Source organism: Variovorax paradoxus (genome assembly GCF_009498455.1).
GTDB classification, from domain to species: Bacteria; Pseudomonadota; Gammaproteobacteria; order Burkholderiales; family Burkholderiaceae_C; genus Variovorax; species Variovorax paradoxus_H.
On the sequence record NZ_CP045644.1, the window covers coordinates 1,714,858 to 1,730,200 of the forward strand.

16 protein-coding genes are annotated in these 15,343 nt (G+C 67.8%); 7 read left to right on the forward strand and 9 right to left on the reverse strand.

All coding sequences use genetic code 11. The features are described 5' to 3' along the window. Positions 1–489, reverse strand: a complete 489-nt coding sequence (moaC, locus tag GFK26_RS07760) for a cyclic pyranopterin monophosphate synthase MoaC (protein WP_101490812.1) — start codon at positions 487–489, stop codon at positions 1–3. Between the two features lie 54 nt (positions 490–543). Between moaC and GFK26_RS07765 the strand changes: the two genes are divergently transcribed. Beyond that, entirely contained in the window at positions 544–2,115 is a 1,572-nt protein-coding gene (locus GFK26_RS07765; protein ID WP_153281493.1) for a M48 family metalloprotease, read from the forward strand. Positions 2,116–2,148: 33 nt separating this feature from the next. Here the strand turns inward: GFK26_RS07765 and GFK26_RS07770 are convergent, their stop codons facing one another. From GFK26_RS07770 to GFK26_RS07780, 3 genes are all read right to left on the reverse strand, one after another. Continuing rightward, positions 2,149–2,505 carry a phage holin family protein gene (locus GFK26_RS07770; protein ID WP_101490814.1) on the reverse strand — a complete coding sequence of 119 codons (357 nt, stop codon included), beginning with the start codon at positions 2,503–2,505 and terminating at the stop codon, positions 2,149–2,151. A gap of 101 nt (positions 2,506–2,606) precedes the next feature. Next, positions 2,607–3,071 (reverse strand): hypothetical protein, encoded by a 465-nt coding sequence (locus GFK26_RS07775; protein ID WP_062475284.1) that lies wholly within the window; start codon positions 3,069–3,071, stop codon positions 2,607–2,609. A gap of 86 nt (positions 3,072–3,157) precedes the next feature. Continuing rightward, positions 3,158–3,892, reverse strand: coding sequence for a TerC family protein (locus GFK26_RS07780; protein ID WP_153281494.1), 735 nt, complete (start codon positions 3,890–3,892; stop codon positions 3,158–3,160). A 507-nt stretch (positions 3,893–4,399) separates the two neighbouring features. On the opposite strand from GFK26_RS07780, the gene GFK26_RS07785 reads away from it, so the two are divergent. Beyond that, entirely contained in the window at positions 4,400–4,876 is a 477-nt protein-coding gene (locus GFK26_RS07785; RefSeq protein WP_153281495.1) for a DUF3717 domain-containing protein, read from the forward strand. A gap of 2 nt (positions 4,877–4,878) precedes the next feature. Further along, a complete protein-coding gene (locus tag GFK26_RS07790) occupies positions 4,879–5,184 on the forward strand; it encodes a putative signal transducing protein (protein ID WP_101490818.1) in 306 nt (101 codons plus the stop codon). A gap of 10 nt (positions 5,185–5,194) precedes the next feature. Here GFK26_RS07790 and GFK26_RS07795 read toward each other — a convergent pair whose 3' ends face one another. Continuing rightward, the gene (locus tag GFK26_RS07795) at positions 5,195–5,755 is read right to left on the reverse strand and encodes a YaeQ family protein (protein ID WP_153281496.1); all 561 of its coding nucleotides are present in this window, start codon (positions 5,753–5,755) and stop codon (positions 5,195–5,197) included. Then, positions 5,755–7,134 (reverse strand): adenylosuccinate lyase, encoded by a 1,380-nt coding sequence (gene purB, locus GFK26_RS07800; protein WP_153281497.1) that lies wholly within the window; start codon positions 7,132–7,134, stop codon positions 5,755–5,757. The genes GFK26_RS07795 and purB overlap by 1 nt, the downstream gene beginning before the upstream one ends. A 121-nt stretch (positions 7,135–7,255) precedes the next feature. On the opposite strand from purB, the gene GFK26_RS07805 reads away from it, so the two are divergent. Further along, entirely contained in the window at positions 7,256–7,867 is a 612-nt protein-coding gene (locus GFK26_RS07805) for a glutathione S-transferase N-terminal domain-containing protein (protein ID WP_153281498.1), read from the forward strand. 360 nt (positions 7,868–8,227) lie between these two features. Here the strand turns inward: GFK26_RS07805 and GFK26_RS07810 are convergent, their stop codons facing one another. Continuing rightward, on the reverse strand, positions 8,228–8,869 hold the full coding sequence (locus GFK26_RS07810; RefSeq protein WP_153281499.1) for a glutathione peroxidase: 642 nt from the start codon (positions 8,867–8,869) through the stop codon (positions 8,228–8,230). Between the two features lie 130 nt (positions 8,870–8,999). On the opposite strand from GFK26_RS07810, the gene GFK26_RS07815 reads away from it, so the two are divergent. From GFK26_RS07815 to GFK26_RS07825, 3 genes are all read left to right on the forward strand, one after another. Continuing rightward, positions 9,000–9,857: a ferritin gene (locus tag GFK26_RS07815; protein ID WP_095747294.1), complete on the forward strand. Its 858-nt coding sequence runs from the start codon at positions 9,000–9,002 to the stop codon at positions 9,855–9,857. Positions 9,858–9,955: 98 nt separating this feature from the next. Then, positions 9,956–10,846 (forward strand): RNA polymerase sigma-70 factor, encoded by an 891-nt coding sequence (locus GFK26_RS07820; RefSeq protein WP_153281500.1) that lies wholly within the window; start codon positions 9,956–9,958, stop codon positions 10,844–10,846. Positions 10,847–10,951: 105 nt separating this feature from the next. Next, positions 10,952–11,419 (forward strand): carboxymuconolactone decarboxylase family protein, encoded by a 468-nt coding sequence (locus GFK26_RS07825; RefSeq protein WP_153281501.1) that lies wholly within the window; start codon positions 10,952–10,954, stop codon positions 11,417–11,419. A gap of 3 nt (positions 11,420–11,422) precedes the next feature. Here the strand turns inward: GFK26_RS07825 and GFK26_RS07830 are convergent, their stop codons facing one another. Then, a complete protein-coding gene (locus GFK26_RS07830) occupies positions 11,423–12,538 on the reverse strand; it encodes a septal ring lytic transglycosylase RlpA family protein (protein WP_153281502.1) in 1,116 nt (371 codons plus the stop codon). Beyond that, a complete protein-coding gene (glnE, locus tag GFK26_RS07835; RefSeq protein WP_153281503.1) occupies positions 12,531–15,326 on the reverse strand; it encodes a bifunctional [glutamate--ammonia ligase]-adenylyl-L-tyrosine phosphorylase/[glutamate--ammonia-ligase] adenylyltransferase in 2,796 nt (931 codons plus the stop codon). Before glnE ends, GFK26_RS07830 begins: the two co-directional genes overlap by 8 nt. Positions 15,327–15,343 lie beyond the last annotated feature (17 nt).

Genomic DNA, 15,343 nt, shown 5'->3' on the forward strand with positions numbered 1-15,343 from the left:
TCAGCCCGTCGTCGCGACGTAGCTTCCCGACTTCCCGCCGTGCTTCTCCAGCACATGCACATCCGTGATCCGCATCCCGCGGTCGACGGCCTTGCACATGTCGTAGATGGTGAGCAGCGCGACCTGCACGGCGGTCAGGGCTTCCATTTCCACGCCGGTCGGGCCGACGGTCTCGACGGTCGCGGTGCAGGCCACCTGCGGCGCCTGGCCGCCCTCGGCGAGCGCGAAGGCCACGGCCACGCGGGTCAGCGCGAGCGGGTGGCACAGCGGGATGAGGTCGCTGGTCTTCTTGGCGGCCTGGATGCCGGCGATGCGCGCGATGCCCAGCACGTCGCCCTTCTTGGCGGTGCCCGATTCGATCAGCGCGAGCGTCGCGGGCTGCATCTCGATGCGGCCGGTGGCCACGGCCACGCGGTGGGTGGCGGGCTTGGCCGCCACGTCGACCATGTGGGCCTGGCCTTGGGCGTCGAAGTGGGTGAGGGTGCTCATCGGTGAACGTTCGTTTTGAAGGTGCATCATACGAGCCCGAGCCACAGACGAGGAATGCCGCGCTTGACTCCTTCTTCCCCCAAGAAAACCCGCCCGACGCCCTTCCGGCATGCGGTGTGTGCTACCTTTTTGATAGCTTCCCAGGTGCTGCTGCCGGCCCCCGCGCTGGCGCAGGTGCAGCAGATCCTGCCGGGCCTCGGCGACGGTGGCGAGATGACGGCGAGTGCCGAGCGCCGTCTTGGCGACCAGATCGTGCGAGAGCTGTACCGCGACACCGACTACATCGACGACCCGGTGATCGCCGCCTACGTGCAGGACATCTGGCAGCGCTTGCTGGAGGCCGCACGCGCGCGCGGCGAGCTCACGCCCGAACTCGACGAGCGCTTCGCCTGGACGATCCTGCTGGGGCGCGACCGCAACATCAACGCCTTCGCGCTGCCGGGCGGCTACCTCGGGCTGAACCTGGGGCTGCTGGCCGCGGTCGGCAGCCGCGACGAGCTGGCGACGGTGCTCGGGCACGAGCTGTCGCACGTCACGCAGCGCCACATCTCGCGCATCATGAGCAAGCAGGGCAAGCAGATGCCCTTGATGATCGCGGGCCTGATCCTCGGGATGATCGCGGCCAGCAAGAGCCGCAACTCCGACGCCGGCCAGGCGGTGATCATGGGCAGCCAGGCGCTGTTCATGCAGAACCAGCTGAGTTTTTCGCGCGACATGGAGCGCGAGGCCGACCGCATCGGCTTCGGCGTGATGACGCAGGCGGGCTTTGCGCCGCAGGGCGCCGCGGCGATGTTCGAGAAGCTGCAGTACGCCTCGCGCCTGAACGACAACGGCTCGTACCCCTACCTGCGCAGCCATCCGCTGACGACCGAGCGCATCTCGGACATGCAGGGCCGCTTTCAGTTCCGCGCCGATGCCGCACCGTCGGTGGTGCCGCTGGCAATGGACCACGCCATGGTCGCCTCGCGCGCCCGCGTGCTGACGCGCCCGGGCGTCGACGTGCTGCGGCTGTGGGTCAACGCGGCGTCGAGCGGCGAGTTCGCGGGCAGTTCACCGGCCCAGCAGGCGGGCACGCTCTACGCGGCGGCGATGGGGGCCAAGGAGCTGCGCGATTTCAAGGCGGCGCGTGCGCTGGCCGAACGGCTCGTGACCCGAACGGCCGACGACGCGGCCGCGGCCAAGCAGGCGCGCTGGCTGCAGGCCGAGATCGAACTCGCGGCCGGCGGCGCGCCTCGCGCTGCGGCGTTGCTCGACGCCAAGTCGAAGGAGCGGCCCGAGATGATCCTCGCGGCCGAAGCCGCGATCGCCCAGCGCCAGCCCGCGCCGATGGTGCCCGTGCTGCGCGATTGGGTGGCCGTCCATCCGCGCGACGCCACGGTCTGGCGCACGCTGGCCAACCTGTACGGTGCGCAGAACGACACGCTGCGCGCGGTCCGTGCCGACGCCGAGGCCAACGTGGCGATCCTCGACTATCCGGCGGCGCGCGACCGCTTCAAGGCGGCGCAAGAACTGATCCGCAAGTCGGGCGGGCCCATCGACCACTACGAGGCGTCGATCGTCGACACGCGCGCGCGCGCCGTCGACGTGCTGGTCAAGCAGCAGGCCGAGGAGCCGCCGCTGAAGTGATGATGAAGGGGAAGAGGGCGGTGCCGCCGGCGCTCAGCGCCGTGACGACAGCAGCCCGCCCAGCGCGCTCTCGATGAGCAGCCCGAGCAGCGAGTAGATCAGCGAGCCCACCAGCGCCGCAAAGAAGCCGCTCACGTGGAAGCCGCCGAGCAGGCCCGAGGCGGCCCAGAACAGCAGGGCGTTGATCACGAACAGGAACAGCCCGAGCGTGACGATGGTGACCGGCAGCGTGAGGATCACCAGCACCGGCCGCACGACCATGTTGAGCAGGCCGATCACGGCCGCCGCGAGCAGCGCCGAACCGAAGCTCTGGACCTGGACGCCGCTGTAGAGGTAGGCGACCGCGAGCAGCGCGACGGCGCTGAGCAGCCATTTGAGGAGGATGCGCATGCGCCGCAGGATACCCCACGGGCCCGCACAAAAAAAACACGCCCCGCTGCGTTGCCGCAGCGGGGCGTGTGTCGGTTCGACGGGCGTATGGCCCGGGGCTCTTACTCGGCCAGCTCGTTCGCCAGCACCAGCAGTGCGCCCATGCCCATCACGGCGCCGGGAAAGGCCCAGCCCGATTGCTTGGGCGGGGTCTGGTCGGGTGTGACCGGCTCCAGGTCGACGCCGATCTTCGGGCGGCGCGCATCGACCACGTGGGTGGCCGCGTGCTCGCGCTTGAGCTGCTGTGTCAGGTCGGTCAGCGGGCCCTTGGCCAGCACCGCCGTCACCTGGCCGCCGTTGCGTTCGAGCAGCGGCAGCATCTGCGCCTGCACCTTGCTGAACCACTTGGCGCGCCAGTTCTCGCGCGCGCTGTGGCTCACCCACTTGCTGATCCGGTGTGTCATGCGCGGTGCGCAGGCCACGAGCACCCAATGGCGCGCCACGACGTTGTCCGCATCCGGCGCCAGTTCTGCGAACTGCTCGCTGGCATAGACGGCGTCGTCGACGTAAAGAATGATCTTTTCCATGGGTGCTCTCCTTTGATAGTTAGAGTGACAGAGACCGGATTGATGCAAGAAGTTTCAGTGCGGGGCGTTTATCGACCGATGAACGCTCAGTGGGCCGGGGTGGCGGGGGCCGGCTTGCGCGAGGCCACCCACTTGCCGATCGCCAGCACCAGCAGCGCACCGAAGACGCCGGCGGCGTACTTGATGGTGTCGGTCTGCGGCACCTTCGGCACCCAGGTCCAGTTGGTCGGGTTCGCCAGTGCCGGGTCGGACACGGCCATCGTGCCGGCGATCCAGCCCAGCAGCATGCCGCCCAGCGTGATGATCATCGGGAAGCGGTCCATCAGCTTGATGACCAGCTGGCTGCCCCAGACGATGATCGGGATGCTCACGAGCAGACCGAAGATCACCAGCGGCATCTGGTGGCCTTCGCCCGCGCCTTGTGCGGCACCGGCGATGGCGATCACGTTGTCCACGCTCATCACCAGGTCGGCAATGATCACGGTCTTCACGGCACCCCAGAGCTTGTCGCTGCCGGTGATGTTGCCGTGCGCGTCGTCATGGTCGGGGGCCAGCAGTTTCACGCCGATCCACAGCAGCAGGATCGCGCCCACCAGCTTCAGGAACGGAATCGCGAGCAGCGTGAGCGCGAAGAAGATCAGGATCACGCGCAGCACGATGGCGCCGGCGGTACCCCACAGGATGCCCTGGGTGCGTTGCGCGGGCGGCAGCTTGCGGCATGCCAGCGCGATGACGACAGCGTTGTCGCCGCCCAGAAGAATGTCGATCATGATGATCTGACCGACCGCGACCCAGAATTCCGGGGTCATGAACTGTTCCATAGAGTCCTCATTGTCTTGGCAGCGCGCCCGCAGCTCCCTGGAGGGGACCACGACGGGCAGCGGCATGCCGATGCGTTTCGATTCACCCTGCGCGGGTGCGGTCGAGAGCGGGGATGCGAAGGCCGGGTGACACCGGGGACTTGCGAACGCTTCGACCAAACCTGCGCAGGTTCAAATCGAAGGTCTCGCTCGACGACAGCAGGCGCGCCGACGGGCGTCGGCGCGTGTGTCGCCCGCCAGGCCGGAAGTGTTGTGCTTCGTATTGACGACCTGACGATTCACGCTGCCCGGGGGCAGCGATCGGGAGCTACTCCCCTTCGTGGGCGGGATTAGAGCATTGAAGACAGGGCCGAGGCAACCAAAAGTTTTCTTCACATTTGAAAGCGATTCTTCTGCAGCCCGCATGCACTGGGCAAAGCACGCTCTACTTTTCGTAGCGTCCATGCCCCTAAAAAGGCGCGGGACATTGCGGGACTATGATCGCCGCTCGCTGTTTTTTCACTCTTCATGGCCGCCATCCACATCACCGACATCGAGGCCGCCATCAACCACTGGCGCGAGAAGTCTCCCTCGCCTGACGGCATCACGCTGGCGCCCGAACTGCGCGCGCTGGCCGAGGTCTACGCGCTCATGGTCTTCCACCACGAAGACGAAGTCGACGAGGTCGGCTTTCCCGCCAAGGCCTGGGCTGCCTGGCTTGACTGGTACCACAGCACGCCCGACACGCCCTGCATCGCGATCTGCTCGACGAGCCAGGGCGACGACGAGTGCAAGGGCTGCGGGCGCAGCTTCGACGAGGTGCAGTACTGGCCGGCGATGACGCCGGTCGAGAAGCGTGTCACCTGGCGCCGCATCACCATGGAAGACTCGGCCTGGCGATTCAACCGCTACGCCGAGCGCGCGCGCGAAGCCGAGCCGGCGCAGCAGCCGGCCGAGGCTGAGCCCGAGTTCGATCCCGACAACGACAAAAACTGGGCGCCCTGACCATGCGCCGCCTCGCGCAAGCGCCCAACCTCGCGATCGCGACCGTGTGGGCGCACGCCTTGCGCGAGGAGGGCGTGGCCGCCACCGTGCAGCGCGAATTCCTCGGCGCGGTCATGGGCCAGCTGCCGCCCGACCAGTGCCTGCCCGAGATCTGGATCGACGACGAATCGCAGTACGAGCTCGCGAAGCGCTTGCTGCACGAACTGCAGAACCGCCCGCAGCGCAGCTGGCGGTGCGTGTGCGGCGAGCAGGTCGAAGGCGGTTTCGAGCAGTGCTGGCAGTGCGGCGAGATGATGCCGGCCGCCTAGCTGCGCGGGTTCACTTCCAGCGCAGAAGCTCGACGTCGATGCTGTTCACGCCGTCGCCCAGCGTCAGCGTGCTTTCCTGGATCGTTGCCTGCAACTGCATACTGCGCTGCGCCAGCTTGGCGAGCGCCTGCGAGGCCTCGGTCGGCACGCGGTAGACCTTGAGGTTCTGCGGCCGCGTGAGCTTGTTCTCGATGCCGCGCCACCAGATTTCGGCCGCGTGGTTGAAGCAGTAGACGATCACCTCGTCCGCCTTGCCGCAGGCCTTGATGACGGGCTTGTCTTCCGGCTGGCCGACCTCGATCCAGATCTTGGTCTGGCCCGTGAAGTCGCGCAGCCACACGTCGGGCTCCTCGACGTTGGACAGCCCCGCGCCGAAGGCCAGCGTGCCGTCGCCGTTGCAGATGTCCTGCAGCTGGTGCGCGTTGAGCGCCAGCGCCACCAGCCGGATCATCATCCGCTCGTCGGTCTCGCTGGGGTGGCGCGCCAGGGTCAGCGCATGGTCGGCGTAGTAGCCGTGGTCGATGTCGGCAACGGCGAGGGTGGCCTTGAAGATAGTGGACTTGAGGGCCATCAGACGCGCTTTGCCAGCTCGGCCGCCTTGCCGGTGTAGCTGGCGGGCGTCATGGCCAGGAGGCGGGCCTTTTCCTCTTCCGGAATCTCCAGCGAGCGGATCAGTCCGTGCAGCGCCTCGGCCGTCACGGTCTTGCCGCGCGTGACTTCCTTGAGCTGCTCGTAGGCGCCCTGCACGCCGAAGCGGCGCATCACGGTCTGGATCGGCTCGGCCAGCACTTCCCACGAGGCGTCGAGGTCGTCGGCCAGCGCTTCTTCGTTGAGCTCCAGCTTGCCCAGCCCCGTGGCCAGGCTGGCGTAGGCCAGCGTGGCGTAGCCGAAGGCCACGCCGATGTTGCGCAGCACCGTGCTGTCGGTCAGGTCGCGCTGCCAGCGGCTGATGGGCAGCTTCTCGCTCAGGTGGCGCAGCACCGCATTGGCCAGGCCCAGGTTGCCCTCGGCGTTCTCGAAGTCGATCGGGTTGACCTTGTGCGGCATGGTCGACGAGCCGATTTCGCCCTTCTTCAGGCGCTGCTTGAAGTAGCCCAGGCTCACGTAGCCCCAGATGTCGCGCGAGAAGTCGACCAGGATCGTGTTGACGCGCGCCACGGCATCGAACAGCTCGGCCATGTAGTCGTGCGGCTCGATCTGGATGCTGTACGGCTGGAAGCTCAGGCCCAGGCCCAGCGGCGCGGGCGTCTCGACAACCTTGCGGCTGAAGGCTTCCCAGTCGAACTCGGGCCAGGCGGCCAGGTGCGCGTTGTAGTTGCCGACGGCGCCGTTCATCTTGCCGAGCAACTGCACGGCGGCGATTTGCGCGCGGGCCTTGGTCAGGCGCACCGCCACGTTGGCGATTTCCTTGCCGACGGTGGTCGGGCTGGCGGTTTGGCCGTGCGTGCGCGAGAGCATCGACACGTCGGCGAACTGGTGCGCCATTTCGCGCAGCTTGGCGATCAGGCCGTCGATGGCCGGCAGCACCACGGTGTCGCGCGCGGCCTGGATCTGCAGGGCGTGGCTGGTGTTGTTGATGTCTTCGCTGGTGCAGGCGAAGTGCACGAATTCGGCGGCGGCCAGCAGCTCCGGCCGGGCTTCGAACTTCGACTTGATCCAGTATTCGACGGCCTTCACGTCGTGGTTGGTGGTCTTCTCGATGTCCTTGATGGCCAGTGCGTCGGCCTCGGAAAAGTGCGACACCAGCCCCATCAGGTACTTGCGCGCGCCGCCCGTGAGGGGCTTGAACTCGGCAAAGCCGCAGTCGGACAGCGCAATGAACCAGGCCACCTCCACCTGCACGCGACGGTGCATATAGCCCTGTTCGCTCATCAGCGGGCGCAAGGCCGCGAGTTTGGCCGCATAGCGGCCGTCAAGGGGGGAGAGGGCGGAGACGGTGGAAAAGCTCATGCCCGAATTTTAGGCGGCCCCCGGCGGGTCGCGCCGCGGGGGAATTGGGGCGGCGACTTTTTCCCTTCACCTAAAATGCCTGCGAACAAACGTTAACAAACGATATGGGGAGAGAGCCTTCATGAAACTGATCGGATCCGCCGCCAGCCCTTATGTGCGCAAGGTGCGCGTGGTGCTGGCCGAAAAGCGGCTCGACTACCAGTTCGTGATCGAAGACGTCTGGTCCGCCGACACCACGATCGCCCATTCGAACCCGCTGGGCAAGGTGCCGTGCCTGATCATGGAAGGCGGCGAGGCGATGTTCGACTCGCGCGTCATCGTCGAGTACATCGACACCCTGTCGCCCGTGGGCAAGCTCATTCCGCAGCAAAGTCGCGAACGCGCCGAGGTCAAGACCTGGGAAGCGCTGGCCGACGGCGTCATGGACGCCGGCGTGCTCTGGCGCCTCGAAGCCACCTGGACCGGCCGCGCCGACGGCGAGCGCAGCGCCGCCTGGATCGAGCGCCAGCGCGTCAAGGTCGAGGCCGGCGTGGCCGCCATGGCCAAGGGCCTGGGCGACAAGCCCTTCTGCAGCGGCATCCACCTGAGCCTGTCGGACATCGCGGTCGGCTGTGCGCTGGGCTGGCTGGGGCTGCGTTTTCCCGAGATCGACTGGCGCGGCGAACACGCCAACCTGGCCCGGCTGTACGACAAGCTCATGCTGCGGCCGAGCTTCATCGACACCCAGCCCTGAAACGACAAAGCGCCCCTTGAGGCGCTTTTTTCATGGGCCGTTCGGGCCACCACGTGCCGGAAGGTCGGCGGGGCGCTGCGTCATCGCGGGCCCCGCTTGCGGCGGGAAGACAAAAATGCTGCGAGGCGCCCCGACACGAAGGAGGGAGGGAGGGAGGAGGAGAAGAATCGCCTCGGGATTTCAACCGGACGGCAGGCGCCCGGAAGACCTCGCAACATGAAAACATGTGGGCATTTGCCGCCCACGCTCAAGTATGAGCGCGGCTCCGGTGCCCGGTTCCCGGTCGAGTGGTAAACGTTTGTGACTCAAAGTTCACATTGCAGGGGCTGCGTCGCGTATCGCTGCAGCCCGGTGCATGCGTCAATCGCCCGCCTTGTCCTGATTCGGCCCGAGCTGTTTCTCGATGACGTTCACAAAGCCGGTTTCGTCCGGCGCCGTCATGCTCGACCAAGCCTGCACCACCTTGCCGTCGCGCCCGATGAGGTACTTGTAGAAGTTCCACTTCGGCGTCGTGCCCGAGGCCTGCGCCAGCTGCTTGAACAGCGGGTTGGCGTCGGTGCCGCGCACGGCCGACTTGGCGAACATCGGGAATTTCACGCCGAAGGTGCTTTCGCAGAAGTCGGCGATTTCCTTGTTGGAACCCGATTCCTGCGAGAAATCGTTCGACGGGAAGCCCAGCACCACCAGGCCGCGGGCGCGGTACTTCATGTCCAGCGCCTCCAGCCCCTTGTACTGCGGGGTGAAGCCGCAAAAGCTGGCCGTGTTGACCACCAGGACCACTTTGCCGGCGTACTGGCAAAGGTTCTGGGGTTTTTCGTCCTGCAGCCGCGGGAAGCTGTGCTGCAGGATCGCCGGGCACCCGGCGGCGCTACCCACCGCGGGCGCGGCAGGGGCGGCAGGCGCCGTCTGGGCACCCGCCGACAGGGCGGCGGACAGGCCCGCCACGAGGGAAAAGGCCGTGGCGCCACGTCGCAGCGTCGAGAATCGGGCAGGGGTTCGCATGACGGGCTCCTGGATCGAAAAAGGGGGGTGTGAATCTATGGCGCAAGCGCGCGCGTAAGCACATCATCGCGCGTCTGTCACGGGCGCGCCAAACGGCCCGATTAAAATCGGCGGCCATTGAAAGACTTTGATGCTCTACCCGGAACTCTTCAGACAACTCGAATCCGTCCGCTGGGACATGGACAAGGACATCCCCTGGCAGTCGTTCGACGCTTCCTTGCTGACCGAAGAGCAGGCCCAGACCATCAAGATGAATGCCATCACCGAGTGGTCGGCGTTGCCGGCCACCGAGATGTTCCTGCGCGACAACCGGCACGACAGTGACTTTTCGGCGTTCATGTCGATCTGGTTCTTCGAAGAGCAGAAGCACTCGCTGGTGCTCATGGAGTACCTGAAGCGCTTCAGCCCGCAGCACGCGCCCACCGAGCAGGAACTGCACGAGGTGCGCTTCGACTTCGACCCGGCGCCCCCGCTCGAAACCCTCATGCTGCACTTCTGCGGCGAGATCCGCCTCAACCACTGGTACCGCCGCGCCGCCCAGTGGCACACCGAGCCGGTCATCAAGCACATCTACACCACGCTGAGCCAGGACGAAGCCCGCCACGGCGGCGCCTACCTGCGCTACATGAAGCGCGCCATGGAAAAGTTCGGCGACGAGGCCCGCGCCGCCTTCACCAAGGTCGGCGTGCTCATGGCCAGCGCGCGCCGCACCGCCCAGGCGCTGCACCCGACCAACCTGCACGTGAACAAGGCGCTGTTCCCGAACGACACCATCCAGAGCCGCATGCCCGACCCCGACTGGCTCGAGCACTGGCTGGACAAGCAGATCAAGTTCGACGCCGTCTGGGAAACCAAGGTCGGCGAGCGCATCCTGCACAACCTGAGCCTGTTGATGAACCGCAGCTTCAAGACCGTGCAGGAACTCAACCGCTACCGCAAGGAAGTCTCGGCCACGCTGGGCCCCAAGCCCGAATACCAGGGCGCCTGAGCCGCCCCCAGACTTCGATGAAATCGCCCCGCATGCCGGGGCGATTTTTTTTGGCCGCGGGCTGTCACAGCGCGCTGGCGTCAAACGTCTAATCGGGCATGGACGACCCGACCCTCACCTTCGACAGCCACCGCCGCCGCCTCCAGGGCATCGCCTACCGCATGCTCGGCTCCGTGGCCGAGGCGGAAGAGGTGGTGCAGGACGCCTGGCTGCGCTGGCACGAGGCCGACAAGGCCAGTTTCGACAGCGCCGAAGCCTGGCTCGTGACCGTCGTCACGCGCCTGTCGATCGACCGGCTGCGCAGCGCCAAGGTCCAGCGCGAGCACTACATCGGCCCGTGGATGCCCGAGCCCACGCTCACCGGGTCGCCCGACACGCCCGAGGAAACGCTCGAGCGCGTCGACAACATCTCCGTCGCCTTCCTGGCCGTGCTCGAGCGCCTCGCGCCCGAGGCGCGCGCCGCCTTTCTCATGCGCGAAGTGTTCGACGCCGACTACGACGAGATCGCCCAGACCCTCGGCAAGAGCGAGGCCGCCTGCCGCCAGTTGGTGCACCGCGCCAAGGCGCAGGTGCAGGAGGCCCGTCCGCGCTTCCAGGTGTCGCGCGACACCCACCAGCGGCTGCTGCGCGCCTTTGCCGACGCCGCCGCGCGCGGCAGCATGCAGGACCTGAAGCTGCTGATGGCCGAAGACGTGGAACTCATCGGCGACGGCGGCGGCAAGGTGCAGACCTTCAGCAAGATCCTGCGCGGCAGCCAGCGGCTGGCGCAGCTGTACTACTCGCTCTGGCGCCGCATGGGCGCCGGCGTGCGCATGGAACTGGTCGAACTTAACGGCGAGCCCGGCATGCTGCGCTTTCTCGACGGCGAACTCGAGTCGGCCCAGACCTTCGAGATCGAGGGCGAGCGCATCGTGCGCATCCGTGCCCAGCGCAACCCCGACAAGCTGGCGCGCATCGCGCAGCTGTTCGCCGCGAAGCGGGGCGACTGAAAAAATAATGCGCGCGGCCTGTCACAGGGCCGATGGCTGGCGCGTCTTCAGGGTGTAGCAAGCAGATTTCGCTTTTCTTCCTTCAACCACCCTGGAGTACATCTCATGAGCCAAGCCCCCGCCCTCCGTCTCGCCTGGACCAAGTTCGCCCCGAAGTCCTTCCAGGCCATGATCGCCGTCAACGGCAGCTTCGAGTCGAGCACGCTCGGCAAGGTGCTGATCGACCTCGTCTTTGCGCGCGTGTCGCAGATCAACGGCTGCGCTTACTGTCTCGACATGCACGTGCGCGACCTGCGCGTACAGGGCGAAGACTGGCAGCGCATCAACAGCCTTGCCACCTGGCGCGAGGTGAGCCTCTTCAACGAACGCGAGCGTGCGGCGCTTGACTGGGCCGAAACGCTCACGCGCCTGGCCGACCACCACGCCGATCGCGATGCCGAGTACGAAGCCCTGAAGGCCGTGTTCAGCGACCAGGAAATCGTCGAGCTTTCGCTCGCCGTGGCGCAGATCAATGCTTGGAACCGCCTCGGCGTGGGCCTGCGTTCGCAGGTCGTGGCCAAGGCGATGCCCTGAGCTTCAGCGCCGCTCCACCACCATCGGTGCGATGCGCAGGCTGTCGCGCAGCTGCGTGACGGCCTCGCCCGCCGCATTGCGCGACGGGAACGGGCCGGCCTGCAGGCGGTGCGTGCCGGCTTCGCTGAACACGCGCAGCTGCGGTGCCAGCGTGGGCAGTCCGCGTGCGGCCTGGTTTCTCAGGCTCTCGGCGCCGTCGCGTTCGCGAAACGCGCCGAGTTGGACCCAGAAGCCGGAAGCGGCGGATGAAGAAAGCGTCGACGGTGCCGCGGGCGCCGCGAGCGGGGCCAGCGGCGCGAGGTCGGTCACCACCATCGCTTCGCGCGGGCCGGCCGGTGCCTCGGGCTCCGACGGCGCAGCAGCCATCACGGGCGTCTGCGGTGTCACGGGCATCGTCGCTGCAGGCGCGGCAGCGGCCGTCATCGCGACCGGCGCGACCCAGGCCGATGGCACGGCCACCGGTGCCGCCGCCACCCGAACGGGTGCGGGCGCTGGCGCTCGCGCAGGCGCCGCCGCATAGGCCGTGCCCGCGTCGCGGCGCCAGGCGCCGGTGCGGATGTCTTCATTGGTGATGCGCTCGATCTCCACCGGCGCCACGCCGCGCAGCAGGTCCAGCTTCAGCGCCGCCGTGTAGCTCAGGTCGATCACGCGGCCGTCCACGAAGGGGCCGCGGTCGTTCACGCGCACGATCACTTCGCGCCCGTTGGCCGGGTTGCGCACGCGCACGTAGCTCGGCAGCGGCAGCGTCTTGTGCGCGGCCGTCATGGCGTACATGTCGTAGGGCTCGCCGCTGGCGGTCGAGGCTGCGTGGAACTTGCGGCCGTACCACGAGGCGATGCCCGATTCGCGGAACGGCCGGTCGTCGGTGATCGGCTGGTAGCCGCGGCCCAGCACCGTGTAGGGCTTGCTGGTGCCGCCGCTGCTGCGGATGGCCTCGATGCGGGGCTCGGCGTCGGGCACGCGGTCGAGGTCCGAGGGGATGTTGCTGCCGGGGCCGTCGCGGCCGCTGGCGACGCCGCCACCGCTGCTTCGCGGTCCGCTGGCGCAGCCGGCCAGCACGAGCGCGGCGGCCAGGGCGCAGGCCGTCAGCGCGCGGGAAGCGAGCGTGCCGTCAGCCAAAGACCGCCTTCCACAGCGCCAGCATGGCGTCGCGCTCGGCGCTCAGGGCGGGCGGCGTGACCTGTGTCGGCTCTTCGTTCAGGCGTGCGCGGTGCTGCACGCGGCGCAGCTCGCGGTAGGCCTTGGCCGCGTCGCGGCCCACGCCTTCGGGCAGCAGGCCGGCCTGTTCGGCGCGCAGCAGCAGCGCGATGTTGCCCAGGTTGGGAATCAGCTCGGGGTGCGCGCCCGAGGCCGACAGCACCAGGAACTGCACCGCGAACTCGGCATCGACCATGCCGCCGGGGCTGTGCTTCACGTCGAAGCGGTCGGCCTTCACGGGGCGGGCGCCGCGCAGCTTGTTGCGCATGCCGATGATCTCGGCCTTCAGCGACTCGCGGTCGCGCGGGGCCACCATCACGGCCTCGCGCACCTGGTCGAAACGCGCGCCCAGTTCGGCGCCGTGGTCGGCGCTGCCGAGCACGAAGCGCGCGCGCGTCATGGCCTGGTGCTCCCAGGTCCATGCGGTGTTGCTGCCGCGCCCGAGCTGGTACTTTTCGTAGGCCTCGAAGCTGGTGGTGAGCAGGCCCGAGTTGCCGTTGGGCCGCAGCGCGGTGTCGATCTCGAACAGGTCGCCCTCGCGCGTTTTCACCGTGAGCCAGTTGATGAGCTTGCGCACGTAGGCCGCATAGACCTCGCCGGCGCGCTCGTCGTCGTCGTCGTAGACGAACACGATGTCCAGGTCGCTGCCGTAGCCCAGCTCTTTGCCGCCCAATTTGCCGTAGCCGATGATCGCGAACTGCGGCACCTCGCGGTGCCGGTTGCGCACATGCGGCCAGCACCAGCGCGCGGTCACACGCAGCGTGGTGTCGGCCAGCGCACTCAGGTCGTCGGCCACCTGCTCGACGGTGATGCGGCCGTCCACGTCGCGCGCCAGCGTGCGGAACACTTCGGCGTGGTGGGCGTGGCGCAGCAGGTTCAGCAGGCGCTCTTCGTCGGCTTCGCCGGTGCGCGTGAGCGAGGTGTGGCGCGCTTCGAGTTCACGCTCGAATTCGTCGGCGATGAAGCGGCCCGAGAGCATCTCGTCGCTTGCGAGTTCGTCGATCACGCCGGGGTGCTGCATCAAATAGCGTGCCGGCCATTTCGCGGCGCCCAGCAGGCGCAGCAGGCGCTCCTGCACGGCGGGGCGTTCGACCAGCAGCGCCAAATAGCTCTCGCGGCGCATCAGCGGCTCGATCCAGTCGGCCCAGCGCATCGCGGCGTCGACGTGGCGCGGCGTTTGTCCTGCGCCGTCGCCGTCGGGCTCCTTCAGCCACTGGCCGGTGCGTTGCACCAGTTGGCGCAGGCGGCCCCGGGTTTCTTCGCGCAGGGCGAGCACGCGCGGCGTTTCGCACCAGTCGCGGATGCGCTCGGCAAACACGGGCGGCAGGTCGTCGAGCAGGTCGGCCAGGTCGGCGGGCGCGGCCGATTTCTTGCCGTTGCACTTGCCGTTGCAGGGCTTTTCGCCGCCCAGCAGCTTGTCGAATTCCTGCGCAACGAACTCGCGGTGCGTGTCGAGCTGTTCAAGGAAGGGGCAGCAGTCGGCATAGCCCATCGACTGCGCGATCCAGCGCAGGTCGTCGTCGTTGACCGGCAGCACGTGGGTCTGCTGGTCGTCCAGGTACTGGATGCGGTGCTCCACGCGGCGCAGGAACTCGTAGGCCGCGGCCAGCGTGTCGGCCGTGTCCTGCGGCATGAGGTTGGCGCGCGCCAGCCGTTGCAGCGCGTCGAGCGTGGGGCGCGTGCGCAGCTCGGGGAACTGGCCGCCGCGCACCACCTGCAGCAGCTGCACGGTGAATTCGATTTCGCGGATGCCGCCGCGCGAGAGCTTCACGTCGTTGGCGCGCTCGGGGCGTCCGGCGCTGCGGCGCGCCGACTGCTCGCGGATCTGGCGGTGCAGGATGCGCAGCGAGTCGAACACGCTGTAGTCGAGGTAGCGGCGGAACACGAAGGGCAGCACCACGGTGCGCAGCGCCTGCGCCTGGCCGCCGAGCACCACCTCGCGCGGCGCGACCACGCGGCTCTTCATCCAGGCAAAGCGCTCCCACTCGCGGCCCTGCACCTGGAAATATTCTTCGAGCGCATCGAGCGAGACCACGCTGGGCCCCGAGTTGCCGTTGGGCCGCAGCGCCAGGTCGACGCGGAACACGAAGCCGTGCTCGGTCACGTCGCCCACCAGCGCATAGATGCGCTTCACGGCGCGCGCAAAGTACTCCTGGTTCGACAGCTTGCCGCGCCCGTCGGCATCGCCGGCCGTGTCGCCGTCGACGTCGTACAGGTAGATGAGGTCGATGTCGCTCGACACATTGAGCTCGCGCGCGCCAAGCTTGCCCATGCCGATCACCCACAGCTGCGAGCGCTGGCCTTCGGGGCCGAGCGGCGCGCCGTGCTGGGCGTCGAGTTCGTGGCAGGCGTCCTGGCAGGCGATGTCGAGCGCCAGTTCGGCCAGCTCGGTCACGGCCGTGGTCACCACGGCGAGCGGGGCCTGCTGGTCGCAATCGAGTGTGACCAGGCGTTCCATGACGAGCTGGCGCACGATGCGCAACGCATCGCCCACGGCCACGCCGCGCGTGCGCAGTTCGTCGTAGGCGACGGTCATCGATTCGCGCCGGGGCTCGCCGGGCGGCAGCAGATCGAGCTCGGCCGCATAGCGGCGACGCAGTCGCTGGACGAATCGGGACTTGGAAGAAAACGCGGAAAGCGTCGGATTGGATGGCAACTGATTCACACTGGTGTGGGTTGGCGCGGAACCCGGCTCTAGGCTGGCGGTCATAATTCCCGACACAGCGC

What these genes read in the sequence shown, in the direction of transcription:
- GFK26_RS07775 (WP_062475284.1), bottom strand. Translation starts at nt 3,071, where the DNA reads ATGGAAAAGATCATTCTTTACGTCGACGACGCCGTCTATGCCAGCGAG.
- GFK26_RS07805 (WP_153281498.1), top strand. Translation starts at nt 7,256, where the DNA reads ATGAAACTGATCGGATCCGCCGCCAGCCCTTATGTGCGCAAGGTGCGC.
- glnE (WP_153281503.1), bottom strand. Translation starts at nt 15,326, where the DNA reads ATGACCGCCAGCCTAGAGCCGGGTTCCGCGCCAACCCACACCAGTGTG.
- GFK26_RS07820 (WP_153281500.1), top strand. Translation starts at nt 9,956, where the DNA reads ATGGACGACCCGACCCTCACCTTCGACAGCCACCGCCGCCGCCTCCAG.
- GFK26_RS07810 (WP_153281499.1), bottom strand. Translation starts at nt 8,869, where the DNA reads ATGCGAACCCCTGCCCGATTCTCGACGCTGCGACGTGGCGCCACGGCC.
- GFK26_RS07815 (WP_095747294.1), top strand. Translation starts at nt 9,000, where the DNA reads ATGCTCTACCCGGAACTCTTCAGACAACTCGAATCCGTCCGCTGGGAC.
- GFK26_RS07780 (WP_153281494.1), bottom strand. Translation starts at nt 3,892, where the DNA reads ATGGAACAGTTCATGACCCCGGAATTCTGGGTCGCGGTCGGTCAGATC.
- GFK26_RS07825 (WP_153281501.1), top strand. Translation starts at nt 10,952, where the DNA reads ATGAGCCAAGCCCCCGCCCTCCGTCTCGCCTGGACCAAGTTCGCCCCG.
- GFK26_RS07795 (WP_153281496.1), bottom strand. Translation starts at nt 5,755, where the DNA reads ATGGCCCTCAAGTCCACTATCTTCAAGGCCACCCTCGCCGTTGCCGAC.
- moaC (WP_101490812.1), bottom strand. Translation starts at nt 489, where the DNA reads ATGAGCACCCTCACCCACTTCGACGCCCAAGGCCAGGCCCACATGGTC.
- GFK26_RS07770 (WP_101490814.1), bottom strand. Translation starts at nt 2,505, where the DNA reads ATGCGCATCCTCCTCAAATGGCTGCTCAGCGCCGTCGCGCTGCTCGCG.
- GFK26_RS07790 (WP_101490818.1), top strand. Translation starts at nt 4,879, where the DNA reads ATGCGCCGCCTCGCGCAAGCGCCCAACCTCGCGATCGCGACCGTGTGG.
- purB (WP_153281497.1), bottom strand. Translation starts at nt 7,134, where the DNA reads ATGAGCTTTTCCACCGTCTCCGCCCTCTCCCCCCTTGACGGCCGCTAT.
- GFK26_RS07765 (WP_153281493.1), top strand. Translation starts at nt 544, where the DNA reads ATGCCGCGCTTGACTCCTTCTTCCCCCAAGAAAACCCGCCCGACGCCC.
- GFK26_RS07785 (WP_153281495.1), top strand. Translation starts at nt 4,400, where the DNA reads ATGGCCGCCATCCACATCACCGACATCGAGGCCGCCATCAACCACTGG.